18 protein-coding genes and 1 pseudogene are annotated in these 22,638 nt (G+C 71.3%); 7 read left to right on the top strand and 12 right to left on the bottom strand.

Annotation, left to right across the window (positions count from 1 at the left end; genetic code table 11):
* Nucleotides 1-41: 41 nt before the first annotated feature.
* The 7 genes from ACFT9I_RS26950 to ACFT9I_RS26920 form a co-directional block, all read right to left on the bottom strand.
* A complete protein-coding gene (locus ACFT9I_RS26950) occupies nucleotides 42-2,099 on the bottom strand; it encodes a bifunctional aldolase/short-chain dehydrogenase (RefSeq protein WP_382568327.1) in 2,058 nt (685 codons plus the stop codon).
* Between the two features lie 193 nt (nucleotides 2,100-2,292).
* The gene (locus ACFT9I_RS26945; protein ID WP_382568326.1) at nucleotides 2,293-2,991 is read right to left on the bottom strand and encodes a hypothetical protein; all 699 of its coding nucleotides are present in this window, start codon (nucleotides 2,989-2,991) and stop codon (nucleotides 2,293-2,295) included.
* 100 nt (nucleotides 2,992-3,091) lie between these two features.
* The gene (locus ACFT9I_RS26940; protein ID WP_382568325.1) at nucleotides 3,092-3,988 is read right to left on the bottom strand and encodes a Gfo/Idh/MocA family protein; all 897 of its coding nucleotides are present in this window, start codon (nucleotides 3,986-3,988) and stop codon (nucleotides 3,092-3,094) included.
* 54 nt (nucleotides 3,989-4,042) lie between these two features.
* The gene (locus tag ACFT9I_RS26935) at nucleotides 4,043-5,239 is read right to left on the bottom strand and encodes an ROK family protein (protein ID WP_382568323.1); all 1,197 of its coding nucleotides are present in this window, start codon (nucleotides 5,237-5,239) and stop codon (nucleotides 4,043-4,045) included.
* A gap of 56 nt (nucleotides 5,240-5,295) precedes the next feature.
* Nucleotides 5,296-6,162, bottom strand: coding sequence for a carbohydrate ABC transporter permease (locus ACFT9I_RS26930; RefSeq protein WP_382568343.1), 867 nt, complete (start codon nucleotides 6,160-6,162; stop codon nucleotides 5,296-5,298).
* 83 nt (nucleotides 6,163-6,245) lie between these two features.
* Nucleotides 6,246-7,259, bottom strand: a complete 1,014-nt coding sequence (locus ACFT9I_RS26925) for a carbohydrate ABC transporter permease (RefSeq protein ID WP_382568321.1) — start codon at nucleotides 7,257-7,259, stop codon at nucleotides 6,246-6,248.
* A gap of 32 nt (nucleotides 7,260-7,291) precedes the next feature.
* Nucleotides 7,292-8,692, bottom strand: a complete 1,401-nt coding sequence (locus ACFT9I_RS26920) for an ABC transporter substrate-binding protein (protein WP_382568319.1) — start codon at nucleotides 8,690-8,692, stop codon at nucleotides 7,292-7,294.
* A gap of 219 nt (nucleotides 8,693-8,911) precedes the next feature.
* Here ACFT9I_RS26920 and ACFT9I_RS26915 point away from each other — a divergent pair, with 219 nt between their 5' ends.
* Genes ACFT9I_RS26915 through ACFT9I_RS26900 form a run of 4 tightly spaced genes read left to right on the top strand, consistent with a single transcriptional unit; the run spans nucleotide 8,912 to nucleotide 14,211 of the window.
* Entirely contained in the window at nucleotides 8,912-10,021 is a 1,110-nt protein-coding gene (locus ACFT9I_RS26915; RefSeq protein ID WP_382568318.1) for a zinc-binding alcohol dehydrogenase, read from the top strand.
* A 19-nt stretch (nucleotides 10,022-10,040) separates the two neighbouring features.
* The gene (locus tag ACFT9I_RS26910; protein ID WP_382568316.1) at nucleotides 10,041-10,841 is read left to right on the top strand and encodes a sugar phosphate isomerase/epimerase family protein; all 801 of its coding nucleotides are present in this window, start codon (nucleotides 10,041-10,043) and stop codon (nucleotides 10,839-10,841) included.
* Nucleotides 10,838-12,265 (top strand): hypothetical protein, encoded by a 1,428-nt coding sequence (locus ACFT9I_RS26905; protein ID WP_382568314.1) that lies wholly within the window; start codon nucleotides 10,838-10,840, stop codon nucleotides 12,263-12,265. Before ACFT9I_RS26910 ends, ACFT9I_RS26905 begins: the two co-directional genes overlap by 4 nt.
* The gene (locus ACFT9I_RS26900; RefSeq protein WP_382568312.1) at nucleotides 12,262-14,211 is read left to right on the top strand and encodes a glycogen debranching N-terminal domain-containing protein; all 1,950 of its coding nucleotides are present in this window, start codon (nucleotides 12,262-12,264) and stop codon (nucleotides 14,209-14,211) included. The genes ACFT9I_RS26905 and ACFT9I_RS26900 overlap by 4 nt, the downstream gene beginning before the upstream one ends.
* Nucleotides 14,212-14,224: 13 nt before the next feature.
* Here the strand turns inward: ACFT9I_RS26900 and ACFT9I_RS26895 are convergent, their stop codons facing one another.
* Both ACFT9I_RS26895 and ACFT9I_RS26890 read right to left on the bottom strand, forming a co-directional pair.
* Complete coding sequence (locus ACFT9I_RS26895) at nucleotides 14,225-15,058, bottom strand: nucleotidyltransferase domain-containing protein (protein ID WP_382568310.1); 834 nt, start codon at nucleotides 15,056-15,058, stop codon at nucleotides 14,225-14,227.
* A 135-nt stretch (nucleotides 15,059-15,193) separates the two neighbouring features.
* Nucleotides 15,194-17,044 carry a hypothetical protein gene (locus tag ACFT9I_RS26890; protein ID WP_382568309.1) on the bottom strand — a complete coding sequence of 617 codons (1,851 nt, stop codon included), beginning with the start codon at nucleotides 17,042-17,044 and terminating at the stop codon, nucleotides 15,194-15,196.
* A 350-nt stretch (nucleotides 17,045-17,394) separates the two neighbouring features.
* Here ACFT9I_RS26890 and ACFT9I_RS26885 point away from each other — a divergent pair.
* Together ACFT9I_RS26885 and ACFT9I_RS26880 are read left to right on the top strand one after the other, a co-directional pair.
* A pseudogene (locus ACFT9I_RS26885) lies at nucleotides 17,395-17,790 on the top strand (hypothetical protein); the annotation flags it as partial.
* Between the two features lie 383 nt (nucleotides 17,791-18,173).
* Complete coding sequence (locus ACFT9I_RS26880) at nucleotides 18,174-18,578, top strand: nitroreductase family deazaflavin-dependent oxidoreductase (protein WP_382568307.1); 405 nt, start codon at nucleotides 18,174-18,176, stop codon at nucleotides 18,576-18,578.
* A gap of 106 nt (nucleotides 18,579-18,684) precedes the next feature.
* Here the strand turns inward: ACFT9I_RS26880 and ACFT9I_RS26875 are convergent, their stop codons facing one another.
* The 3 genes from ACFT9I_RS26875 to ACFT9I_RS26865 all read right to left on the bottom strand — a co-directional run bounded on the left by ACFT9I_RS26875 (nucleotide 18,685) and on the right by ACFT9I_RS26865 (nucleotide 21,463).
* Entirely contained in the window at nucleotides 18,685-19,572 is an 888-nt protein-coding gene (locus ACFT9I_RS26875; RefSeq protein WP_382568305.1) for an LLM class F420-dependent oxidoreductase, read from the bottom strand.
* Between the two features lie 192 nt (nucleotides 19,573-19,764).
* Complete coding sequence (locus tag ACFT9I_RS26870) at nucleotides 19,765-20,109, bottom strand: hypothetical protein (protein WP_382568304.1); 345 nt, start codon at nucleotides 20,107-20,109, stop codon at nucleotides 19,765-19,767.
* A 163-nt stretch (nucleotides 20,110-20,272) separates the two neighbouring features.
* Nucleotides 20,273-21,463 (bottom strand): S8 family peptidase, encoded by a 1,191-nt coding sequence (locus ACFT9I_RS26865; protein ID WP_382568302.1) that lies wholly within the window; start codon nucleotides 21,461-21,463, stop codon nucleotides 20,273-20,275.
* A 180-nt stretch (nucleotides 21,464-21,643) separates the two neighbouring features.
* Between ACFT9I_RS26865 and ACFT9I_RS26860 the strand changes: the two genes are divergently transcribed.
* A complete protein-coding gene (locus tag ACFT9I_RS26860) occupies nucleotides 21,644-22,624 on the top strand; it encodes a GlxA family transcriptional regulator (protein ID WP_382568300.1) in 981 nt (326 codons plus the stop codon).
* Nucleotides 22,625-22,638: the final 14 nt, after the last annotated feature.

The raw sequence follows: 22,638 nt of genomic DNA, 5'->3' as shown, positions 1-22,638 counted from the left end.
CGGTACCCCCTGCTCTCTCGGCTCCCCGGTCTCCTCGCCCCTCAGCGCAGGAACGCCGCGGCGACACCCGCGTCGACGGGAATGTGCAGACCGGTGGTGTGTGTGAGATCGCCGCCGGTCAGGGCGAACACCGCGTTTGCCACATGCTCCGGCAGCACCTCGCGCTTGAGCAGCGTCCGCTGCGCGTAGAACTCGCCCAGCTTCTCCTCCGCCACCCCGTACACCGCCGCCCGCCGCGCCCCCCAGCCCGCCGCGAAGATCCCCGACCCGCGCACCACCCCGTCCGGGTTGACACCGTTGACCCGGATCCCGTGCTCGCCCAACTCCGCCGCCAGCAGCCGGACCTGGTGTGCCTGGTCCGCCTTCGTGGCCGAGTAGGCGATGTTGTTGGGACCGGCGAACACCGCGTTCTTCGACGTGATGTAGACGATGTCGCCGCCCATCGACTGCCCCGTCATGACCCGCGCCGCCTCCCGCGAGACCAGGAACGAGCCGCGCGCCATGATGTCGTGCTGGAGGTCCCAGTCCCGCGCGGTCGTCTCCAGCAGGGGCTTCGAGATCGAGATGCCTGCGTTGTTCACGACCAGGTCCACACCCCCGAAGGCGAGCACCGCCTCGCGGAACGCGGCGGCGATCGCGTCCTCGTCGGTCACGTCGACCGTGACCGCCAACGCCCGGTCCGAGCCGCCCAGTTCACCGGCGACCTCCGACGCGCTCTCCGCGTTCACGTCGGCGACGACCACGCACGCGCCCTCGGCCGCCAGCCGGTGCGCGATGGCCTTCCCGATGCCCGACCCGCCGCCGGTCACCAGCGCGACGCGGGTGGCCAGCGGCTTCGCGGCGGGCATCCGCCGGAGCTTCGCCTCCTCCAGCGCCCAGTACTCGATCCGGAACTTCTCCGACTCGTCGATCGGCGCGTACGACGACACCGCCTCGGCGCCCCGCATCACGTTGATCGCGTTGAGGTAGAACTCCCCGGCCACCCGCGCCGTCTGCTTGTCCTTGCCGTACGAGAACATGCCCACGCCCGGCACCAGCACGATCGCCGGGTCGGCGCCGCGCATCGCCGGCGAGTCGGCGTCGGCGTGCCGGTCGTAGTAGGCGGCGTACTCGGCGCGGTACTCCTCGTGCAGCCGCGCGAAGCGCGCCGTCACCTCGTCGAGCGGCGCGGAGGCGGGCAGATCGAGGACCAGCGGCCGGACCTTCGTACGGAGGAAGTGGTCCGGGCACGACGTGCCGAGGGCCGCGAGACGCGGGTGCTCGGCGCGGGACAGGAAGTCCAGCACGGGCTCGCTGTCGGTGAAGTGACCCACCTGCGGCCGGTCCGTCGAGGCCAGCCCGCGCAGCAGGGGGGCCAGCGCGGCGGCGCGGGCCCGCCGCTCGTCCTCGGGCAGCGGGCCGTACCCGTCCAGCGGCGGCCCGAACGGCTCCGGCCTGCCGCGCTTCGCGAGGAACCGCTCGGCCTCACGGATGATGCTCAGCGAGTTCTCCTCGCACTCCCGCGAGGTGTCGCCCCACGCGGTGATGCCGTGGCCGCCGAGCACACAGCCGATCGCCCGCGGGTTGGCCTCCTTCACCGCGGCGATGTCCAGGCCGAGTTGGAACCCGGGCCGGCGCCAGGGCACCCACACCACGCGGTCGCCGAAGCACTCCGCCGTCAGCGCCTCGCCGTCGGCAGCGCAGGCGAGCGCGATGCCGGAGTCGGGGTGCAGATGATCGACGTGCGCGGCGTCCACCAGACCGTGCATGGCGGTGTCGATGGAGGGGGCCGCGCCGCCCTTGCCGTGCAGGCAGTAGTCGAAGACGGCGACCATCTCGTCCTCGCGCTCCACGCCCGGATACACCTCGGCGAGCGCCCGCAGCCGGTCGAGCCGCAGTACGGCCAGGCCCGGCCCCGTGAGCGTGCCCAGATCCCCGCCGGAGCCCTTCACCCACATCAGCTCGGTGTCGGCGCCGCTCACCGGATCGGGGGCCAGACCCTTGGCGGAGGTGTTGCCGCCCGCGTAGTTGGTGTTGCGGGGGTCTGCGCCCAGACGGTGGGAACGCGCCAGGAGTTCGGCGGCCTGCGGGGCCTGAGCGGCTTCGGGGGAGGGCGTCATCAAGCGGCTTCCTTCGGTCCCTGATCGATGAATGAATCGATTCATTAAGAAGGTAGGCGGCGCCGCGGACGCGTGTCAAGGTGCTGTACGACGCCCTGTTCGCGGCCCTGTTCGCGGCCCAGTACGGCGCTGCGCGAGCCCTCTGATCGCGGCGGCGCCCCGGCCGGGTCACCACCCACGTACTTGAATCAATTCACCCTTCGACTCGCCCTTCGAGACCGGTCGGTGTGCCGTCCGGGAACGGGCCGTTGGGAGTCCGGAGGAAGAGGTCCCGCGAGGCTTCGACGCGACCGTCCGGAACGCGCGCGCACGGCGCGTAGACATCCACGAACAGGGCGCCCCGCGAGCTGTTCCAGCGGGCGTCGACCTTGTCGCCGCTCACCGTGTCCTCGAAGCGGAATCCGCTCTCGGCGCGGCCCGTGCCCCGCCGGTCCCACTCGTGGGTGAGTTCCCAGCCCCGCGCGGTCAGCCGCTCGCGCAGCCGGCTCAGCGCCGCGCGCGCGACATCCTCGGCCACACCGTCGACGCCCCACCGGTGTTGCGGGGCGATGACTCCCGGCTCCGGATCGCCGGTCAGATTCAGCAGTCCACGGTCCCGGCACACACTGCTGTCGAGCGAGTTCCGTGCCACCACGACCGGTTCGGGCAGACCCAGGAGGTCGTACGCGCGCTGCGATCGGTCCTGGATCCGCTCGGCGACCCCTTCCGGATCGGCAGTCGGGTACGGGTCTCCGTACCAGACGCGCCCGACGGCCGGTGCCACGGCGACGATCGCCAGAACGCACGCGAGCAGTCCGGCCGCCCGCAGGGCGCGTGCCGCAGGGCTCCATCGCTCAGGAGCCGCGTCGGCACCGTTCCCGCTGTCCGTACTGTCGCCGCTGGCCCCGGCCATGTGGTTCCTCTCCTCGGGAAGTCGGAAGTCGGAAGGCGATCTTCCCGAGGGACGACGTGGGCCGGGTGCGAGGCGGTTGCCCCTGCCGGGGGTGACGCGCTCAGACGGGAGTTGCCATCGCGATCAGCTCCTGGAGGCGCAGACCGCGTGCCGCGTCGAGGGGGCCCGCGACACCCGAGCGGACCGCGGCGGCGAACTCCCGGCGCAGCACGGGCCAGCACTCCTCGTGGTCCAACTCGGCCGTGTCGTAGGTGAGTTCCCCGGTGGGGCCGTACAATTCGACGCGGGTGCGGGCCCGGTCGAGACCCACCGATCCGGACAACGACGCCTGGCTGACAGCACCGTTGGTGTGCTCGCAGGTCAGTTCCGACCAGCGGCGTGGATCGCCCGAGCCGCGGACCGTGGCGATCGGTCCCACCGCCGCGTCCAGCAGATCGAGCAGATGCGGTCCGAGGTCGAGCAGCGCGCCCTGCGCCAGACGCCAGGGCGTGGCCAGTTCACCCGCGAGGAACGCGCCGTGCAGATAGCACGAGCGCGCGCCGGTGACCTCGAAGTCCCGTGCCCGCCGCAGGAATTCCCGCGTCGCCGGGTGGTACCGCTTGGTGAGCACGAGCTGGGTGACGACCCCGTGCTCGGTCACCGCGTCCACCACCCGTCGTGCCGCGTCGAGATCGGGCCCGAGCGGCTTCTCCAGCAGCATCGGCAGACCGGCGCGTGCCGCGCGTACCGCCAACTCGGCCTGTACGGAGGGGGGTACGGCGAAGGCCACGGCCTCGCAGCGGTCGAGCAGCTCCTCGAACGACGCGGCGACCACGGCGCCGTACGACTCGGCGGTCTCCCGCGCCGCCTCGGGGCGGCGCGCCCACACGGCGGCGAGTGTCGTCTCCGGTCCGGCCGCGAGCATGCGGGCGTGCATCGTCCGGGCCCAGGGACCGGCCCCCACCAGCCCGACCCGGACCGGGGCGGGGTCGGTCGCGGGGTGTGGGTCGTACGGCACGGTGTGCTCCAGCGCGGTCGGGAGAGTGAGTGGTCGACGGGAGGGGCGCGATCCTCACCCGTTCATCGCGGCCAGCCTGTCGTCCGCCCGGTCCGGCGCGTACAGCTGCTCGACCACCATCGTCGCCGCCCCGGTCAGTGCGGCCTGGTCGCCGAGTCCGGACGTCACGACGTTCAGATGCGCGGTCGTGCGCGGCATGGCGCGCTGGTACAGCAACTCCCGTACGCCCGTGAGGAACGGCGTGCCCGCGAGGTCCCCCGCGAGGACGAGTACTCCCGGGTTGAGCAGGGTCACGACCGTGACGAGGACTTCCCCGACCCGCCGCCCGGCCTCGCGCGCCAGCCGGACGGCGTCGGGCTGACCGTCCGCCAGCCGCTCGCGTACGTCGGAGCCCGAGGTGGTCGGGACACCGGCCGACGTGAGCTGCCCGGCGATGGCGCGCCCGCTGGCGACGGCGGCCAGACAGCCGTACGCGCCGCACATGCACAGCGCGTCGGCCCGGTCGTGCAGCCGGATGTGCCCGATGTCGCCGGCGCCGCCGTCGATGCCCCGGTACGGCTCCCCGTCCACGACGACCCCGGCGCCGATCCCCGTCGACACCTTGACCAGCACGAACGCCGAGCAGTCGGGGTAGTGGACGCGCTGTTCCGCGTACGCCATGAGGTTGGCGTCGTTGTCGACGAGCACCGGCACGGGGGCCGTCCCGGCGCCGGGCACATGGCGCGCGTACGCCTGCTGCATACGTTCCGGGATCGGGTACTGGTCCCAGCCGGGCATGATCGGCGGCTGGATGACCTGGCCGGTGGCCCAGTCGACCGGCCCCGGCACGGACAGGCCGATGCCGCACAGCCGGTCGGGCTCGACCTCGGCCGCCCGCAGGAGACCGGGGAACCAGCCCGCCAGGGTGTCGAGGACCTTGTCGGGACCGTCGGCGATCAGCAGCGGCTCCGAGCGCTCGGCCAGGATCCGGCCCGCCAGGTCGAGGACGGCGGCGCGGCTGTGCCGGGTCTCCAGGTCGACGGCGATGACGACGGCGTGCCGGGAGTCGAACTCCAGGCGTGCGGAGGGCCGTCCGCCGGTGGACGTGCCGGTCGCGTCGCGCAGCCAGCCCGCGGCGAAGAGCTGGTCGAGGCGGTTGCCGACGGTGGACCGGGAGAGTCCGGTGGTCTGCTGCAACTCGCCGCGGGTGGTGGCCTGTCCGGTACGGATCAGCCGCAGCAGATGCCCCGGACTCGCCTGGTTGGCCGGCATGTTCGTGAATGCTCCTCGTTCTGGATCCGGCTCTCGCCGTGGTTCCCGTTCCGGTGTCAGCTCTTGTCGGCGCCGCTGGTCAGGCCCTCGGTCAGCAGTCGTTCGGCGGCGAAGAACAGGAGTACCACGGGGATGGTCAGGACCACGGAACCGGCCATCAGAACGGTCTTGGAGACCTCGATGCCACCGGCGAGCTGCTGGAGCCCGAGCGAGACCGTCCACTGGTCGGGCGACGCGGCCAGGAAGAGCAGCGCGAAGAGGAACTCGTTCCACGCGATCATGAACACATACAGCCCGGTGGCCATCAGCGACGGCAGCGCGAGGGGCAGGACGACCTTCCGTACGGTCTGGAGCCGTGAGCAGCCGTCCAGGGCCGCCGCCTCCTCGATGCTGCGCGGGATGGTCACGAAGTAGTTCTTCATCATGTAGATCGACACGGGCACGGTCTGTGCGATGTACACGATCGCCAGGCCCACCAGGTTCCCGGAGAGCCCGAGCTTGGCGAACATCACGAACAGCGGCACCGCCAGCAGCGTGGCCGGGAAGAGATAGACCGCGAGGAACATCGCGCTGACGTGCCGGCTGCCGAAGAACCTCAGCCTGCTGATGGCGTACGCGCCGGGCACCGCCGCGGCGAGGGTGAGCAGCACCGTACCCAGTGCGACGGCCGCCGAGTTGAGCAGCATCCGCAGGAAGCCCTGGCCGCCCTCGGAGGTCGGCTTGAGCACGCTGCGATAGGTGTCGAAGGTGAAGTCCTTGGCCGCCACCCAGAGCGAACCCGGGTCCAGCAGCAGGGCGTCGATCGGCTTCACCGAGAGCAGCAGCATGTAGTAGAAGGGCACGATCGTGATCGCCGCCAGGAAGGCGATGGTCACCCAGCGGGCGACGCCGAAGAAGCGCTCCTCGAACTGCGTACGCGTCATCCGGCGCCGCGTGACGGCCGTCCGTCCGTCCGCCATGTCCGGGCGGACCGACGGGCGTTGTGTCGTCGTCTCGGTTCGGCTCATCACGACTCCTCCTGGACCTTCTTGGCGAAGAACGTGAAGTAGATGCCGAGCAGCACCATCAGCACGGCGGCCAGTACGAGCGCCTGCGCCGCCGCCGCGCCCACGTCGAAGCGCGCGGTGAGGAAGTCGTACACGCGTACGGCGACGACGTCCGTGCCCGCCCCGCCGCCGGTCAGCAGATAGACGTCGTCGAACTTGTTGAACGTCATGATGAACCGCAGGACGCTCAACAGCGCGATCACGGGCATCAGTTGGGGGAGCAGGATGTGGCGGAAGTTCTGCGACGGCGTCGCGCCGTCCACCCGCGCCGCCTCCTCCAGCCCGTCCGGCACGGCCTGCAGCCTGGCCAGCAGGAAGAGGAACGCGAAGGGGAAGTAGCGCCACGCCTCGAAGGCGAAGACGGTGAGCAGCGCCAGAGGTATGTCGAAGTGCAGCCCGAGCAGGCTCACTTCGTACGAACGGGTGGACAGGAACGCGATCGGATCGTCCCAGCCCAGCAGCTTGCCGCCCCACGAGTTGACGATGCCGTACTGGGGACTGAGCGCGACCTGCCAGACGAAGGCCACCGCGACGACGGGTGCGACGTACGGCAGCAGCATCGAGCCGCGCAGCAGTCCCCGGCCGCGGAACGGCCGGCGCAGCGCGAGCGCGGCGATCAGGCCGAGCACGATGGAGCCCGCGGTCGAACCGACCGTGTACAGCAGGGTGGTGGAGAGGCTGGACCAGAATCCGGCCGAGCCGAAGACGGCGCCGAAGTTGTCCAGGGACCAGTTGCCGAACAGGCCCATGCCCTGGATGTCGACCAGCTTCGCGTGCTGGAACGCCAGCAGCACGGTCCACAGGATCGGGATGATCACCACGACCAGTACCACCAGGAAGGTGGGGGTGACGAAGGCGAGTCCCGCGCGGTTCTCACGCTGCCCGGCGGTGGCCGGACGGCGCTTCCCGCCGGTGGGTGGGCGGCTCTCGGTGGGAACGCGGCGCGTCTTCGCGCCGCTCGGTGCAGTGCTCATGTGGATTCCTCGACGGGGGCGCCGGGCGGCGGCTACTGGAGTGACTTCTGGAGGGCGGAGACTTCTTCGTTCGCCTCGCGGGCGGCCTGCCGGGAGGAGACCTGGCCGCTGGTCATCGCGCCGATCGCCTTGGGGACCGGGAGTTCTCCGTTGGTGGCGCCGACGAGGGCGCCCTGGCCCTCGGTGATGCCCCAGCGCTTCATGTTGTCGACGCCGTCGGCCAGTTGGTCGAGCAGTTCGTCGGAGTAGACCTCGTTCATGGGTTCCCGGGTGTCGACGCCGGCGGTGCTGGCACGCCAGGCCTGCTGGTACTTCTCCGGCTCCGCCGCCGTCCCCCGGCGGACGGGGATCTTGCCCTCGGGCGCCATGCCGAACCAGTCCTCGTACCCCTTGTCCATCATGTACTCGACGAACTCGGTCGAGGCGGCGGTCTCGGCGGTCCTGGTCACCGCCCACGACGTCACCTCGCCGAACTGCGCGGGGGATCCGTCGGGTCCCGCGAGCGCGGTGACGATCCCGCTGTTGTCGGAGAGGAACGTGCCGTCCTTCTTACACTCGGGGCAGCTCGGCAGCGCGTCCTTACGGAGCCCCGCCAGCTCGTCCAGGATGAACGACGACCAGACGATCATGGACGAGCCGCCGGAGAAGTAGGTGGCCCGTGTGGAGTCGACGGACTGGGTGCCCGCCGGGCCGTACTCGCGGCCGAGTCGGTCGTAGGTGTCGAAGGCCGTCTCGCAGGCGGGGGAGTCGAGCGCGACGTCGCCGGTGTCGTCGACGAGGCGGCAGTTGTTGGCGAGCGCGATGTTCTCGAAGCTCTGCTGGGTGAAGACGTCGCCGGGGTCGGTGGCCACGGAGATGCCGTCGCGGCCCTCCTGGTCGAGCGTGTCGGCGGCCTTGAGCAGCTTGTCGTACGTGTCGGGCACCGCCAGCCCCGCCTCCTTGAGCTGGTCCTCGCGGTAGAGGAGCAGCTGGAGCCAGGCGTCGGAGGGGACGGCGAGCTGCTTTCCGGCGTCGGAGGTCAGACTCAGGGCGTTGTCGGCGAAGGTGTCCTTGCCGAGGCTGTCCACGATCCGGCCGCTGACCTCGGTGTTGAGCAGGCCGTTGCTGTACATCTGCCAGACCTGGCCCATCGGTACGGCTCCGATGACATCGGGCAGCGTGCCCGCGGCCGCCGCCGACATGATCAGCTGCGGCAACTGGCCCTCGGACACACCGACGAGGTCCACCTGGACGCCCGTCTCCTTCTCGAACCGGTCGATGATCTTGTTGGTCGCCGCCATGCGCGGCGGAAGGTTCTCCTGCGTCCACACCGTGATCCTGTTGTCCGCACGGGCCGGGCCGGTGTCGGCGGAGCAGCCCGCCAGTACGCCGACACCCAGCACCGCCGCCAGGCCGGCCGCGGTCGCCTTCGACCGTCGGATCCTCTTGCGCATGGCTCGCCCTCACCTACTCGGATCCCGAACTGCTCGGATCGTTGCGCCTTATGTTTTGGATAGCGGCATCTCAGCACTACTTCTGCGTATTGACAAGACATAAGTCTGAGATAGGTTCGACTTAAGTCCGAGGGGGGCATGCCGTGCCCGGCCTCGCTCCGCCCCGCCGGACCCCTCAGCACCGACCGACCTCTCACCGACCTTTCGGAGAGTCCTCACGTGGAACGCGTCGTCCAGTTCACCGCCCCACGGCACGTCGAAGTGGCCGCGCACGCCAGTGCCCCGCTGCCGGCCGGCCATCTTCGGGTCCGCACCCGCTACTCGGGCATCTCGGCGGGCACCGAACTCACCGCCTACCGGGGAACCAACCCCTATCTGACCCGCACCTGGGACCCCGAGGCGCGGATCTTCCGCGACGGCGCCGCGGGGATCGAGTACCCCGTCGCGGGCTGGGGCTACTCCGAGGTCGGCGAGGTCACCGAGGTCTCACCCGAACTCCGACCCGAACTCCGACTCGGACTCGGACTCGACGGCGGAGGCGACGGCGATGACGCGGGGGCGGCCGGGTTGGCCGGGCTGCCTCGCGCCGGTGACCTCGTCTGGGGCATCTGGGGCCACCGCAGCGAAGGCATCGTCCCCGTCGAGCGGATGATCGGCCACACCCTCCCCGACGGCCTCGACCCCCTCGCCGGAGCCTTCGCCCGGGTCGGCGCCATCGCGTACAACGCCGTCCTCGCCGCCGACATCCACGTCGGCGAGGACGTCGCCGTCTTCGGCCAGGGCGTCATCGGCCTCCTCACCACCCGCCTCGCCCAGCTCAACGGCGCCCGCGTCACCGCCGTCGACACGCTCGACGGGCGGCTCGCCACGGCGCGCGCGTACGGCGCGAGCCGCACCCTCAACGCCCTTACCGACACGGTCGCCGAGTCCGTACGCGAAGCCACCGACGGCCGGGGCGCCGATGTCGCCATCGAGATCAGCGGCGCCTACCCCGCCCTCCACGAGGCCCTGCGCTCCGTCACCGTCGGAGGCCGCGTCGTCGCCTCCGGCTTCTACCAGGGCGACGGCGCCGGGCTACGGCTCGGCGACGAGTTCCACCACAACCGCGTCCAGCTGATCAGCTCTCAGATCGGCGGTGTGCCACCGCAGTTGGCCGGACGGTGGACCGTGGAACGCCTCCAGCGGACCTTCCTCGCGCTCGTCGCCGACGGCCGGGTCGACGTGACCTCACTCGTCAGCCATGTCGTGCCCGCCGCCGAGGCCGCCGACGCCTACGCGCTCCTCGACGAACGTCCCGCCGAAGCCCTCCAGATCGTCCTGGAATTCTGAAAGGTCATCGATGTCACCGATGCTCAAGACCGCTTGCCAGGAGCAGTTGCTGCCGGGGGAGACCCTTCAGCAGAAGTGGGACTTCGCGCGTGACGCCGGATTCGACGCGATCGAACTGCGCGCCAAGGGCGACCTCCACTTCCAGGAACGCCTCCCCGAACTCCGCCGGGCCCGGCGGGACGGCGTCGTCATGCCGACCGTCTGCGTCGACATGCTCCACTTCTTCGGAGCGTTCGACGCCGACCAACGGCGCGACGCGATCGTCCAGCTCAAGTCCCAGCTCTCCGTGATCGCCGAACTCGGCGGACTCGGCGCCCAGACCCCGGCGTCGTACGGCATGTTCTCCCGCAGGCTGCCGCCGTTCGAGCCGCCGCGCGGCGCCGAGGAGGAGCGCACCGTACTGCTCGACGGGCTCACCGAACTCGGCGAACACGCGCACAAGGAGGGTGTCTCCCTCTTCCTGGAGCCGCTCAACCGGTACGAGGACCACATGGTCAACCGGCTCGACCAGGCAGCCGAGTTGATCCGCGCCGTCGGCCTCGACTCGGTCCGGATCGGCATCGACAGCTACCACATGAACATCGAGGAGGCCGACCCGGCGGGCGCCATCCTCGCCGCCGCCCCGTACATCGGGCACGCGCAGGTCAGCGACTCCAACCGGTTCCAGCCCGGCGCCGGTCATCTCGACTGGCCCGCCTGGCTCTCCGCGCTGCACGCCATCGGCTACGAGGGCTACCTCGCCGCCGAGTGCCGGCTGACCGGCGACCCCGTCGAAGCCGTACGGTCCATCCCCACCCTGCTGCGAAGGTCGGGTGCATGACGGCCACCACCGCCACCACGCCCCCGTCCCCCGCGCCGGGCACGTCCGGGACCGGGGCGCGCACCGGCCGCCGGGCCCTGCGCGACGCGGCGTCCCGCGTACTGCTCGCCAACTGGACCGGCGCCTCGACCGTGCCGTCCCACACCCTCTATCCGCACCAGTGGAGTTGGGACTCCGCGTTCATCGCCGTCGGCCTGTCCCGTCTCTCGCCCCGCCGGGCCCAGCGCGAACTCGAAACGCTCCTCGGCGCGCAGTGGGACGACGGGCGTATCCCGCACATCGTGTTCAACCCGGCCGTGCCGCTCGACGCCTACTTCCCGAGCCCCGACTTCTGGCGCTCCAGCACCGCCGGAGCCGCGGTGGGCGCGCCCCCGGGCATCGAGACCTCCGGGATCGTCCAGCCGCCCGTACACGCCCTGGCCGCGTGGCTCGTCCACGAGAGCGACCCCGAGTCGTCCGGGCGGCGCCGCTTCCTGGAGCGGGTCTACCCACGGCTCACCGCGTGGCACGGCTATCTGCGGGCGAACCGTGACTTCGGCGGCGAGGGCCTCGCGTCCGTCCTGCACCCGTGGGAGCCGGGCATGGACAACAGCCCTTGCTGGGACCGGCCGTTGGAGCGCGTCGAACCTGCGCCCGCCACCTCCTTCCGCCGCGCCGACCTCACACACGGCGACGCGGCGGACCGGCCCACCGACCTGGACTACGGCCGCTACGTACGCCTGGCCACCGACTACCGCGACCGCGGCTACACCGACACCGACACGGACAACGACACCCACACCGACGCGGGTCCCCGTGCGCCGCACGGCTTCGTCGTCGAGGACCCCGGCTTCAACGCCTTCCTCATCGTCTCCGAACACGCCCTCGCCGCAATCGCCCTGACACTCGGTCAGGACCCGGAACCGCACCGGGAACGCGCCCGCGCCCTCACCACCGCGCTGGTGGGGCGCCTCTGGCACCCCGAAGCCGGCCTGTTCCTCTGCCACGACCTGCGCACCGGCACACCCATCGAGGAGAAGAGCGTCACCGGACTGCTCCCGCTGCTCGTACCGGACCTGCCCGGCCATGTCGTGGCGGCGCTGCTGCGCACCGCGTCCGGCGAACACTTCGGACTCGGCTCCACCACGGCACTCGCCCCCAGTTACGACCTGCGCGGGCGCTCGTTCGACGCCTCCCGCTACTGGCGCGGACCGGCCTGGTTCAACATCAACTGGGCCGTCGAGCGCGGACTTCGCCAGCACGGCGCGCTCGCTCGCGCGGACGACCTGCGGCAGGCGATCCTCGCGTCGGCCGGGGCCTCCGGCTTCGCCGAGTACGTCGACCCGCGCACCGGCCGGGCACGCGGCACGACCGACTTCAGCTGGACCGCGGCCGTCGTGCTCGACCTGCTGGCACGCACCGAGGACCCGGGGGAGGAACGATGAGCACCCCACCCCAACTCCTCGTCCACGCAGGTACGTTCGCGGCACTCGACGGCAGAGGCGACATCACCGGCACCCGGGGCCGCTCGCCCGACGGTCTGTTCGTCCGCGACGCGCGCCACCTCAGCAGCTGGCGGCTCACCGTCGACGGAGCCGTACCCACCATCCTCGTCCCCGCCGATCCCACCGGCGGCACGGCAGCGGTACTCACCGCGAGCAGCACCCGCGACGAGCCCTCCGCCTGGACGCTGCTGCGCCGACAGGCGCTCGCACACGGCCGGTTGGTGGAGCGCGTACGGGTCACCAGCAACATCGCCCAGGCCACCACCGTCGCCGTCACCGTCGAGGCGGACGCGGACTTCGCCGACCAGTTCGAGCTGCGTGGCGACGGCCGTACGTACGACAAGCCCGGCGCAGGCCGGGTCGTCCACGCCGTGCCCGGCGGCGTCGAGTTCACCTACCGGCGCGGCGACTGGCGATCGTCCACCACGGTCACCGCCGTCCCCGCGCCGACGGCCGTCACGGACCACGGCACCGGCCGCGACCTCACCTGGCACCTGCCGCTGCCCGCCCACGGCAGCGCCGAACTCACCCTGACCGTCACGGCACGCGCCCACGGCGCCCCCGAACCGCCGCCCGCCCCCATCAGTCCCGAAGAGGCCGACGACCACGTACGAACCGAGAGACCGCAGTTGGACCCTGGCCCGGACGGCGACACCCCGGTCGACGACATCCCACTCGCCCGCGCCTGCGCCCAGGGCCTCGCCGACCTCGCGCTGCTGCACATCCCGGCCACCGGTCCGGACGGCGAGGACCTGCGTGTCCCCGGGGCCGGAGTCCCCTGGTTCCTCACCCTCTTCGGTCGCGACTCCCTGCTCACCTCGTTCTTCACACTGCCCCACCGGCCGCGCGTCGCCGAGTCGACCCTCCTCGCGCTCGCCGCAACCCAGGCCACGACCCACGACGCGCTGTCCGTCGCCCAGCCCGGCAAGATCGTGCACGAGATCCGCCACGGCGAGCTGTCCCACTTCCGGCAGGTCCCCTACGGCCGCTACTACGGCTCCGTCGACAGCACCCCGCTCTTCGTCGCGCTCCTCGCCGCCCACGCCCGGCAGACCGGCGACCCCGCCCTCGCGCGCCGCCTCCAGCCCCACGCCCGCGCGGCGATCCGCTGGATGTTCGAACACGGCGGACTCGACCGGCACGGCTATCTCGTCTACGCGTCCGACCCCGGCGGCCTGCTCAACCAGAACTGGAAGGACTCCGTCGGCGCGGTCTGCTTCGCCGACGGCACGCAGGCGACGGGCACCATCGCGGTGTCCGAGGCCCAGGGATACGCGTACGACGCCCTGCGCGGTGCGGCGACCCTCGCCCGTACGGCATGGGACGACCCTCGCTGGGCGGACCAACTGGACGCGGCGGCCGACGAGTTGCGGACCCGCTTCCACGACGACTTCTGGCTGGCCGGCAGCGGCTTTCCCGCCCTCGCCCTCGACGGCACGGGCCGCCAGGTCGACGCGCTCGCCTCGGACGCGGGACATCTGCTCTGGTCGGGCATCCTGGACGACGAGCGCGGCCGTACGGTCGGCCGCCGGCTGCTGGAGCCCGACTTCTTCTCCGGCTGGGGTATCCGCACCCTCGCGGCGGGCCAGGCCGCGTACCACCCGCTCTCCTACCACCGCGGCTCCATCTGGCCCCACGACAACGCGGTCATCGCGCTCGGACTCGCGCGCCACGGACTGCACGAGGAGGCGGCGCGGGTGAGCGACGGCCTCCTCGCCGCAGCGGCGGCGCACGGCCACCGGCTGCCCGAGGTCATCGCGGGCCACACGAGGGAGGACGGCCAGGGACCCGTCCCGTACCCGCACTCCTGCTCCCCACAGGCCTGGGCGGCGACAACACCACTGGCCCTGCTCACGGCCCGCCGGGCAGCGTCGCACACCCCCTAGTCCCCGCCGGGACTCACCCCTCGGCCAGCAACTCCGCGATCTCGTCGTGCAGTTGGAGCGGCAGTACGGTGCCCCAGCGCGCCGTGGCCTCGGCGGCCAGCTCGCGGCTCCATCGCCAGCTCTCCATGGCCGCCGCCCGGAGCTCGGCGGGGCGCGCCCCGCCGGTGGTCGCGAGATGGCGCGCGCGGTCGGCCTCCGGCAGGTCCCGCTCCAGCGCGCGGCTCGGCGTGAGCCAGTGCGCCGTGGAGTTGCGCAACAGCCGGCAGAGCTTCAACTGCAGCGGTGCGACGACGGCGTGCAGCAGGTTGTACGCGCGGGCGATCTCGCCGCGCGCTCTCACATGCGCCAGCATCAGCGTCCAGTTGGCGAGTTCGTCGCACAGCTCCTGGGCCGTGGACACCGGCTCCGGCGGCCGGAACTCGGCGAGCCGGCGGGCGGCGGCGGTCAGCCGCCCGGTGCGGTCGAGCAGGACGGCGGAGTCGGGGTCGGGGAGATGCACCATCCCCTCCCACGACGGGATCAGATCGATGCCGGGACCTGCCGGATCGACGTGGAACTCCCCGCGCATCAGGTCCTCGAAGACCACGGCGAGGATCCCGTACATATTGGTGTGGGCCAGCTTCAGCGGTGCCAGCCGCTCGACGAACTCCCGCCCGTCGAAGGTGTCGGCGTCCGCGTCCCGGACGAAGAGATACGCGTCGAGGTCGGAGTGCTCGTCCGACTCCCCGAGGGTCCACGACCCGTACAACAGGACGCCGTCCAGGCGCGGTTCGGCCTCGGCGAGTTCACGCAGCCGCTCGACGCGGCGGTTCAGGACGGGGGAGGGCGATACGTACGGCAGGGGCATGGGGCTGGTCTCTCCTGGGCTGGGGTTTGACGGCACACGAACGCGGCCCGGCGGCTGCCGGGCGCCGCTAGGTGGTCTCGGACCACGCTCGTGTGCTCAGGTCATACCCATGCCGTGGATCCTACGAGGCAGGCCCTACCTGGCCAGCACCGGGTCGATCGGGTCCGCCGGCCGGATGGAGTCGAACGGGCCCGACTCGACCACATAGCTGCAGTACGTGTACGAGTAGCCGGGATCTATCGACATCCCGTCCGTCGTGCTGGTGACGTCGTCGGCCGCGTCCCCGGAGTGCTTGAGCAGGAAGTGGTAGTCACCCACGGGCAGCCGCAGCGTCTTCTTCGGGTAGCCCTTGCCGGAGTCCTTGCAGGCCCTGTTGACCGCGTCGTAGCTGGAGTAGTTCTCGCAGCCCCCGCACGCCTTGATCTTGATCGTGCCGGTCACGGGCCCGGTGTAGAGGATCTCCACCGCGTCCGAGGCGTCGTTGCTGATCACCACTTCCAGCCGGGGACCGCCGGGCGCCTTCTCCGGCGGCAGACGCTTGCCGGCCGCCCCGCGCTCCGCGGCGATCTCGGCGGCGATGGCGATGTCCCGTGCGCGGTCCTTGCGCTTGCTGTCCTTGTACGTGGACCGGAACGAGGTCAGCGTCTCCAGGGCGAGGTCGAAATGCTTGTCCTTGAACTGGTCCACACCGCACGCGTAGGTGCCGGACTCCACGGCCGACGCGGCGCTCTTCTTCAGGGCGGCGGTGTCCGTCTCGAAGGAGTTCACCATCTCGGAGATGTTCTCCAACTCCGTGGTGGACGTGCACGGGTCGGCTCCGCCCAGTGTTCCGGCACGCTCCTTGATCGCCGCGTCGACGGCCGGCTTCACGGCCGCCGCCTGCGTCGACTTCGGGAACGTGGAGATGAGTTCGGCCAGCTCACCGCCGTCGGTGCCCGACGCGCCCGCGGTCAGTCCCAGCTTCCCGCACTCCAGGAATGAGGTGGCCAACGGCTGGTCGGGCCACTTGGCCAGCTTGCCGAGCAGGGCGTCGTCGATCGAACCGGGCACGTCACGCAGGTACTTGAGGGCGTCGACGGCCTCGCAGTAGTTCTTCTCGGTGTACGGGACGGACACGGCGTCGTAGAACGCCGCCAGCCGCTTGGGCACGAGCTTGCCGGCCCTCGAATCCCCCTCGTTCTCGCCGAGTTCGCGGTAGACGCCGAGGGCGGACGTGAACCCCGCGCTCTTGTCCTTGCTGCTGCCCCCGCTCGCGCGCGTCGCCTCGACCTTCTTGTCGGCCTCGTCGAGCCTGCCGAGCAGCATCCGCTCGACGGCCTCGTCCTGCGCCGCCTCGTAGGCGACCGCCCCGCCCACCGGTATGGCGAGCAGTACGAGAGCCAGGGCGACGGCCACGGCGGGCCGCAGGGCGGGGAGCACCAGCGGCGGTCGCGGGACCGGGACCCGCGCACGCCGCGCGCCGTCGAGGGCCGCGCCGATCAGCACCAGGGCGTACAGCGCGACAAGAAGGCCGGATGCGCCGTCGGTGTCGGCGGGCAGCACGAGGAGCAGGAACAGCGCGGTCGCCGCCAGGGCGAGGGCGAGCCGCAGCCAGTCACGGATCAGGGCGTAACCGAGCCCGAGGCCGGTGAGGTTGAAGAGCGCGACGGCGGCGACATGACCGGACGCGGGTGGCGGGCCGACGGGCTGGGGTGGAGCGGCGGGCGGGGGCGGAGGCCCGAACGCCGGCGGGGGCGGGCCGAAGGCCGGCGGCTGCGCCGGTGGCGGCGGTGTCACCGGAGACTGGCCCGGCGGTGACGCGGGCGGTGATGCGGGCGGTGCGGTGGGCGGCGGTGGTGTCAGCGGCCGCTGTGCCGGAACCGGTGCCGACGGCGGTACGGCGTCGTTGGGTTCGCCGGCGCTCCTCCCCGCGTCGGCGGCCGGGTCTCTGCCCGCTTCCGAGCCCCCGCCCGTCCCCTGTTCGTCACTGTCTCTCCCCGTCATCATGTGCCCCCTGTTGTCCTGTGCCGCAGCGTTCCACTGCTACTCCATACAGTGAACGTCAAGGTCGGTGCGGTGCAAGGCGGTTGGGGGACGACCGCCGTCTCCGCCGCGAGCGGACGGGCTCTCGCGCCGCGACCGAAATTCGGCCATGGAGAGGGATTAGCACACTCGAACTCTGGCCAGAATGATGCAGTGACACTCGGTCGGCGAACTACATAATAATACGTTGGGGCGTCCCAAAAGATCATTCATTCTGCTCTCCGGGAATCGCCCCCGCCACCGCGCACCTTCAGCACCAAAGCATTACGTCCCAGGCCACCGGGCCACCAATGAACGGCGCGAGGAGAGCGGCCGTGCATGATGAATTCCTGTGCCATGTCACCGCCTACGGAGTCAGTGGCGGCCAGCGTATAGGCGTACCCCTGGGAACGTATCGCGCACCCACTCTGTCACTTGCACTGTGGTGGTTACGGGACCGGGCGACCTGGATTGCGGAACGCCTCGATCCGAGCCCCGACAATGACAATTTTCCCGCCCAGGCGCTCGCCCCCCTGGCGGACACCGCCCCCGACGTACCCCAGATGCTGCGGGCCTGGCGCGACAATCAGGCCCATCAGGACCGGGTCGCGGAACATCTGGCGGCGGGTCATCTCATTCGCGTCGCCACGCGCGACGAAACGACGGAATATGAACTTCTCGCGGAATCCGTGGACGCGCTGCGGATGGACCGTGCCAGCCCCTCACTGATCGACGAGTCGGAAATCCAGGACGGTTACGCCGACGGTCACGCGCGGGGGACGACACCCGTCGCGGCGGAGCACGCGTACGAGGGTGAGTACGGTTACGCGTACGCATATGTAAAGCCCTCGGAAGTCGCCGGGAAATGGCGCACGTGGGAGGACTCCTTCGCCGACACGTTGCAACTGGGCAGACTGCCCCGGTAATCGCGGTACCGACGCCTCGGAATAACTGCCTCCGGACCGCCGTTCACCGTCTCGGACACGCGGCGCGCGGCACGCGCCGCACAACGGCCGCCACCGCGCGGACGTTGCTACGGTCGGATTCGCACGGGCCCGAAGGGCGTCCCCACGCGGATGCCGAGGGCAGAGCGAGACGCAGAAGGAGACGGCAGATGCTGTTCGGCAAAGAGCACGTCAAGCGCTACCAGGAGACCGACGGCGAGGTGGGACACGACTGGCAGAACGGGACGACCACGCTGATCCTGACCACCACCGGCCGCAAGAGCGGCGAGCAGCGCAGCACCCCCCTCATCTACCGGCCCCACGGTGACGACTTCCTGATCGTCGCCTCCCACGGCGGCAGCGACGCGCCTCCCCTGTGGTATCTCAACATCCAGGCCGACCCCGAGGTGCGCGTCCAGGTGAAGGGCGACCGCTTCACCGCCCGCGCGCGCACCGCGACCCCGGAGGAGAAGCCGGAGATGTGGCGCCGGATGGCCGAGGTCTGGCCCGACTACGACAACTACCAGACCAAGACGGACCGGGAGATCCCCGTGATCGTCCTGGAACGCGTCTGACCGGTCCGCCCGTCCGTGGTCTTCGCTTCCGTGAAGCCGCTCGCCCGACACGACCGCGCCGGTGCCGACATCAACTCGTCGGTACCGGCGCGGTTGTGACAGTGCGTCAGGCTCGGGGGGTCAGTTCCAGCGCCTCGGCCAGCGTGCGCCACTCGGCGAGCGGCAGCCCCTTGTGCCGGTCGCCCGAGAGGACCTGGAGCGCCAGATGGTCGGCGCCGGCGGCCACGTACTCCTCGACCCGGGCGCGCACCGTCCCGGCGTCGCCGAGCGCGAAGAGCGCGGCCAGCAGCCGGTCGCTGCCGCCGTCCGCGAAGTCGCTCTCGGTGAAGCCGAGTCGGAGCAGGTTGTTGGTGTAGTTCGGCAGTTGCAGATACATCGACAGCATCCCGCGCGCGACGGTCCGGGCCTGGTCGATGTCCGTGTCGAGTACGACGGTGAGTTCCGGCGCGAGCAGCGCGTCCGGACCGAGCGCCGCGCGCGCCTCCGCCGTGTGTTCGGCCGTGACGAGATAGGGGTGCGCGCCCGCCGAGCGCTCCGCGGCGAGCTTCAGCATCTTCGGGCCGAGCGCGGCGAGGACGCGCCCCGACGCGGGGACCGTGTCGGCCACGGCGTCCAGGGCGTCGAGATACTCGACCATGGTCGAGTAGGGCCGTGCGTAGTTCGGGTTGAATCCGCTGTGGCTGACGCCCAGTCCGAGGACGAAGCGCCCCGCCGAGTCCCGCCGGATCCGCGCCGCCTGTTCGGCGACCGCCGGTGCCTGGTGGTCCCAGATGCTGAGGATGCCGGTCGCGACGGTGATGTGCCGGGTCGCCTCGACCACGGGAACCACCTGGTCGAGCGACGGGCTGCCGCCCATCCAGATCGTCCCGTACCCGAGCGAGTCGAGCTCGGAGACCGCCGCGGCGACCGCCGCGACGTCGGCCGGCTCCGAGGGGTGCAGGGCCGAACTCCAGATACCGATCCTGCCGAAACGTGCGTCATTGTCAGAGGGCATACCGAAAAACTAACCCAGGGCCCGTACCGCGCCCCCGCCACCCCACCACCGCGCCCGCCCACCGGGAGGGTTGTCGGACATGGCGCCGCCCCGGCACGGGCGGGACGCTCGTGGCGGGGCGGCTGATCGGCAGATCCGGTCGGCTCGGTGGCCGGCCGGATCTGCCGGTCCGTGGTTCGGTCGGTCAGCCGGTCAGCTGAAGACGACCGAACGGACCTGCAGCCGCTCGGAGGCGTGGCCCCCGTTGGGCCGCAGGGAGAAGTGCGGGCCTTCACAGTCGACGCCCGCGAACACGGTCGCCGTGGCGTCCGTGTTGTTGCGGGGGCTGTGCGCCGGCGCCGACCGCTCGTGGCTGACCTCGGGGAGCGTGATGCACTCGCGGCTCTGCGGGTCCACCAGACCCGACGTCTGCGCGACGCCGGCCCGGTTGACGTGCTGGTAGGTGAAGTCACCCTGGGCCGCGCCGGCCGAGGTGGGCAGGGTGATGACGAGGGCGAGGGCGCCGACGGTGGCAGCCACACTGGTACGAAGTCGCACAGGACACTCCTATGGTGCGGGTGGGGTGGAACAGGTCGTCGAAACCTTGTCCCGGCCCGTGCGGATGTTCTCCGAACAGCTCGGTTCATCGCTCGAACAGCGGCTGCTGAATCGCTTCTTCATGCGCCATGTGGGTCTCCGCCCGGCCGTCGGCGCCCTCCTGTCAGAGACCGTCGGTGAACAGGAGCCGGTTCGGCGAGCCCTCGCTGACAGCGGACAGCTTGTTCTCCGTGGCCGCGCCACCGAGCCAGTCGGCCAGCTCGCCCGGAGTGGCGTCCGGGTGCTCCGCCTTGTAGAGCGCGGCCACACCGGCGACATGGGGGGAGGCCATCGACGTACCGTTCAGGGCGACGTCGCCGCCGCCGAGCTTGGCCGACACGATCGCGGCGCCCGGCGCGTACAGCGACAGACACCTCCCGTGGTTGGAGAAGCCGCTCTGCTTGTCGGTCTTGTCGGTGGCGCCGACCGTCACGACCCCGTCCGCCGAGGCCGGCGAGACCGAGCAGGCGTCCACCCCGTCGTTGCCGGCGGCGAGGATCGGCAGGACGCCCTTCTTCGACAGCGCGGTCGCCGCACTGTTCACCGCGGCGGACTTCGGGCCGCCGAGCGAGCCGTTGAGCACGGCCGGCTGCTTGGCGTCGGCGGCGACCCAGTCGAAGCCGGCCAGGATCCCCGACCAGGTGCCCTTGCCCTGGCAGTCCAGGACCCGGACGCTCACCAGGTCGGCCTCGGGAGCCACACCGTACGTACGGCCGGCCACCGTACCCGCCACGTGCGTGCCGTGGCCCTGACAGTCCTTGCCCTGCCCGCCGTCCCCGATGGCGTCGTAACCCGGCTTGGCGCGCCCGCCGAACTCGGCGTGGTCGAAATCGATGCCCGTGTCGATGACGTACGCGGTGACACCCTTGCCGGTGTTCCGCGCGTTGTACTGGCCGTCCAGCGGCAGCGCCTGCTGGTCGATCCGGTCCAGGCCCCAGGACGAGGCGGGCACGCGGCTGTTCGACGGCGTGGTCTCCAGCGCCTTGACCTCGGAGTCCTCCTCGACGGCCGTCACGCCGGGCGTCGCGCGGATGGTCCTGAGCTGGGCGGTGCTGAGCTGGGCCGCGAACCCGCGCAGCACGCTCGTGTACGTGAACAGGGGCTTCACCCCGGCCCGGTTGAGCAGCTTGGTGGCGTCGAACGCCGCGTCGATGGAGACGATGTAGCGGTCCACCAGAGGCGCCGCGGAGCGGTGCAGCGGCGCGATGTGGGGCTGGGCGGCGGCCGGCTGCGCCGTGGCGGGCAGCGGACCGGCGGCCACCACGACCGCGCTCGTGGCGACCAGGAACGTGCTGAGTTTCAGGCGATTCTTCATAAAAGGTACTCAAACATGATCGAATTATGTTCATCGGCAGCCTGGCCGACGGTTCACCCGACCAGATCGCCCGACCAGATCGCCGGACCAGGTCCCCCGACCGGATCGCCCGGCCCATGGCGCGATGTGTGGGCCGTACGTCGTTGACGACGTCGGCGCCGGGGACGCAGGCTGAACGACGTGCAGCAGCGACGCGTCGTCTTCGTGATCTTCGAGGGGTTCCAGTCACTCGACCTCTCGGGCCCCTTCGAGGTGTTCCAGCAGGCGGGCCGGCCCGGCCCCGGCTACGACTGCCGGATCGTGGCCCCCGTCGCGGGCCCGACGCGCTCGACCAGCGGGCTGCGCGTCCACGCCGACCACGGGATCGCCGACCTGGATCCCGCCGGGATCGACACCCTGGTGGTGGCCGGCGGCAGCGGGGTCGATGACGCCGCGAAGGGCCCCGCCCTCGTCGAGTGGATCGCCGAGGCGGGGACCACGGCGCGCCGCATCACCTCGGTGTGCAGCGGCGTGTTCCTGCTCGCCGCCACCGGGCTGCTCACCGGCCGCCGCGTCACCACCCACTGGAGCCGCGACGGTCAGCTGCGCCGTGAGCATCCCGGCCTGACCGTGGACACCCGGCCGATCTTCGTGCGCGACGGACGGGTCTGGACGTCCGCCGGAGTGACCGCCGGCATGGACCTGGCTCTCGCGCTGGTCGAGGACGACCTCGGCCGGGAGGCCGCCCACACCGTCGCCCAGCATCTCGTGCTGTTCCTGCGCAGGCCGGGCAGCCAGGCGCAGTTCAGCGTCCCCCTCTGGTCCACGCAGCCGGCCACCGACCCGATCCGGGCCGTCGTCGCGGCGGTCCACGCCGACCCCGGCGCGCCGCACACCCTCGCGGATCTGGCCGCCCGCGCCGGGCTGAGCCCGCGTCACCTCCAGCGCCGATTCACCGCGGAGCTGGGGACGGGGCCGGCCGAGTACGTGGAGCGCGTACGGGTGGAGGCCGCCCAGCAGGCACTGACCGGCGGCGACGACCCGGTCACCACCATCGCGCGCCGCTGCGGACTCGGCAGCTCCGAATCACTGCGGCGCGCCTTCCACCGCCACTGCGGCGTGACACCGACCGACTACCGGAACCGCTTCCGGTCGACCGAGGACACCGAGGACCAGACATGACGACCAAGGAGTGC

It is taken from the genome of Streptomyces sp. NPDC057137 (assembly GCF_042670825.1).
GTDB lineage: Bacteria > Actinomycetota > Actinomycetes > Streptomycetales > Streptomycetaceae > Streptomyces.
This window is presented reverse-complemented; position numbering and strand designations above follow the sequence as displayed.

Excerpts from the sequence above, each read along its gene's own strand:
- ACFT9I_RS26905 (WP_382568314.1), top strand. The coding sequence starts at position 10,838 with ATGACGGCCACCACCGCCACCACGCCCCCGTCCCCCGCGCCGGGCACG.
- ACFT9I_RS26950 (WP_382568327.1), bottom strand. The coding sequence starts at position 2,099 with ATGACGCCCTCCCCCGAAGCCGCTCAGGCCCCGCAGGCCGCCGAACTC.
- ACFT9I_RS26920 (WP_382568319.1), bottom strand. The coding sequence starts at position 8,692 with ATGCGCAAGAGGATCCGACGGTCGAAGGCGACCGCGGCCGGCCTGGCG.
- ACFT9I_RS26865 (WP_382568302.1), bottom strand. The coding sequence starts at position 21,463 with ATGAAGAATCGCCTGAAACTCAGCACGTTCCTGGTCGCCACGAGCGCG.
- ACFT9I_RS26895 (WP_382568310.1), bottom strand. The coding sequence starts at position 15,058 with ATGCCCCTGCCGTACGTATCGCCCTCCCCCGTCCTGAACCGCCGCGTC.
- ACFT9I_RS26930 (WP_382568343.1), bottom strand. The coding sequence starts at position 6,162 with ATGACGCGTACGCAGTTCGAGGAGCGCTTCTTCGGCGTCGCCCGCTGG.
- ACFT9I_RS26925 (WP_382568321.1), bottom strand. The coding sequence starts at position 7,259 with ATGAGCACTGCACCGAGCGGCGCGAAGACGCGCCGCGTTCCCACCGAG.
- ACFT9I_RS26880 (WP_382568307.1), top strand. The coding sequence starts at position 18,174 with ATGCTGTTCGGCAAAGAGCACGTCAAGCGCTACCAGGAGACCGACGGC.
- ACFT9I_RS26910 (WP_382568316.1), top strand. The coding sequence starts at position 10,041 with ATGCTCAAGACCGCTTGCCAGGAGCAGTTGCTGCCGGGGGAGACCCTT.
- ACFT9I_RS26875 (WP_382568305.1), bottom strand. The coding sequence starts at position 19,572 with ATGCCCTCTGACAATGACGCACGTTTCGGCAGGATCGGTATCTGGAGT.
- ACFT9I_RS26890 (WP_382568309.1), bottom strand. The coding sequence starts at position 17,044 with ATGATGACGGGGAGAGACAGTGACGAACAGGGGACGGGCGGGGGCTCG.
- ACFT9I_RS26945 (WP_382568326.1), bottom strand. The coding sequence starts at position 2,991 with ATGGCCGGGGCCAGCGGCGACAGTACGGACAGCGGGAACGGTGCCGAC.
- ACFT9I_RS26900 (WP_382568312.1), top strand. The coding sequence starts at position 12,262 with ATGAGCACCCCACCCCAACTCCTCGTCCACGCAGGTACGTTCGCGGCA.
- ACFT9I_RS26935 (WP_382568323.1), bottom strand. The coding sequence starts at position 5,239 with ATGCCGGCCAACCAGGCGAGTCCGGGGCATCTGCTGCGGCTGATCCGT.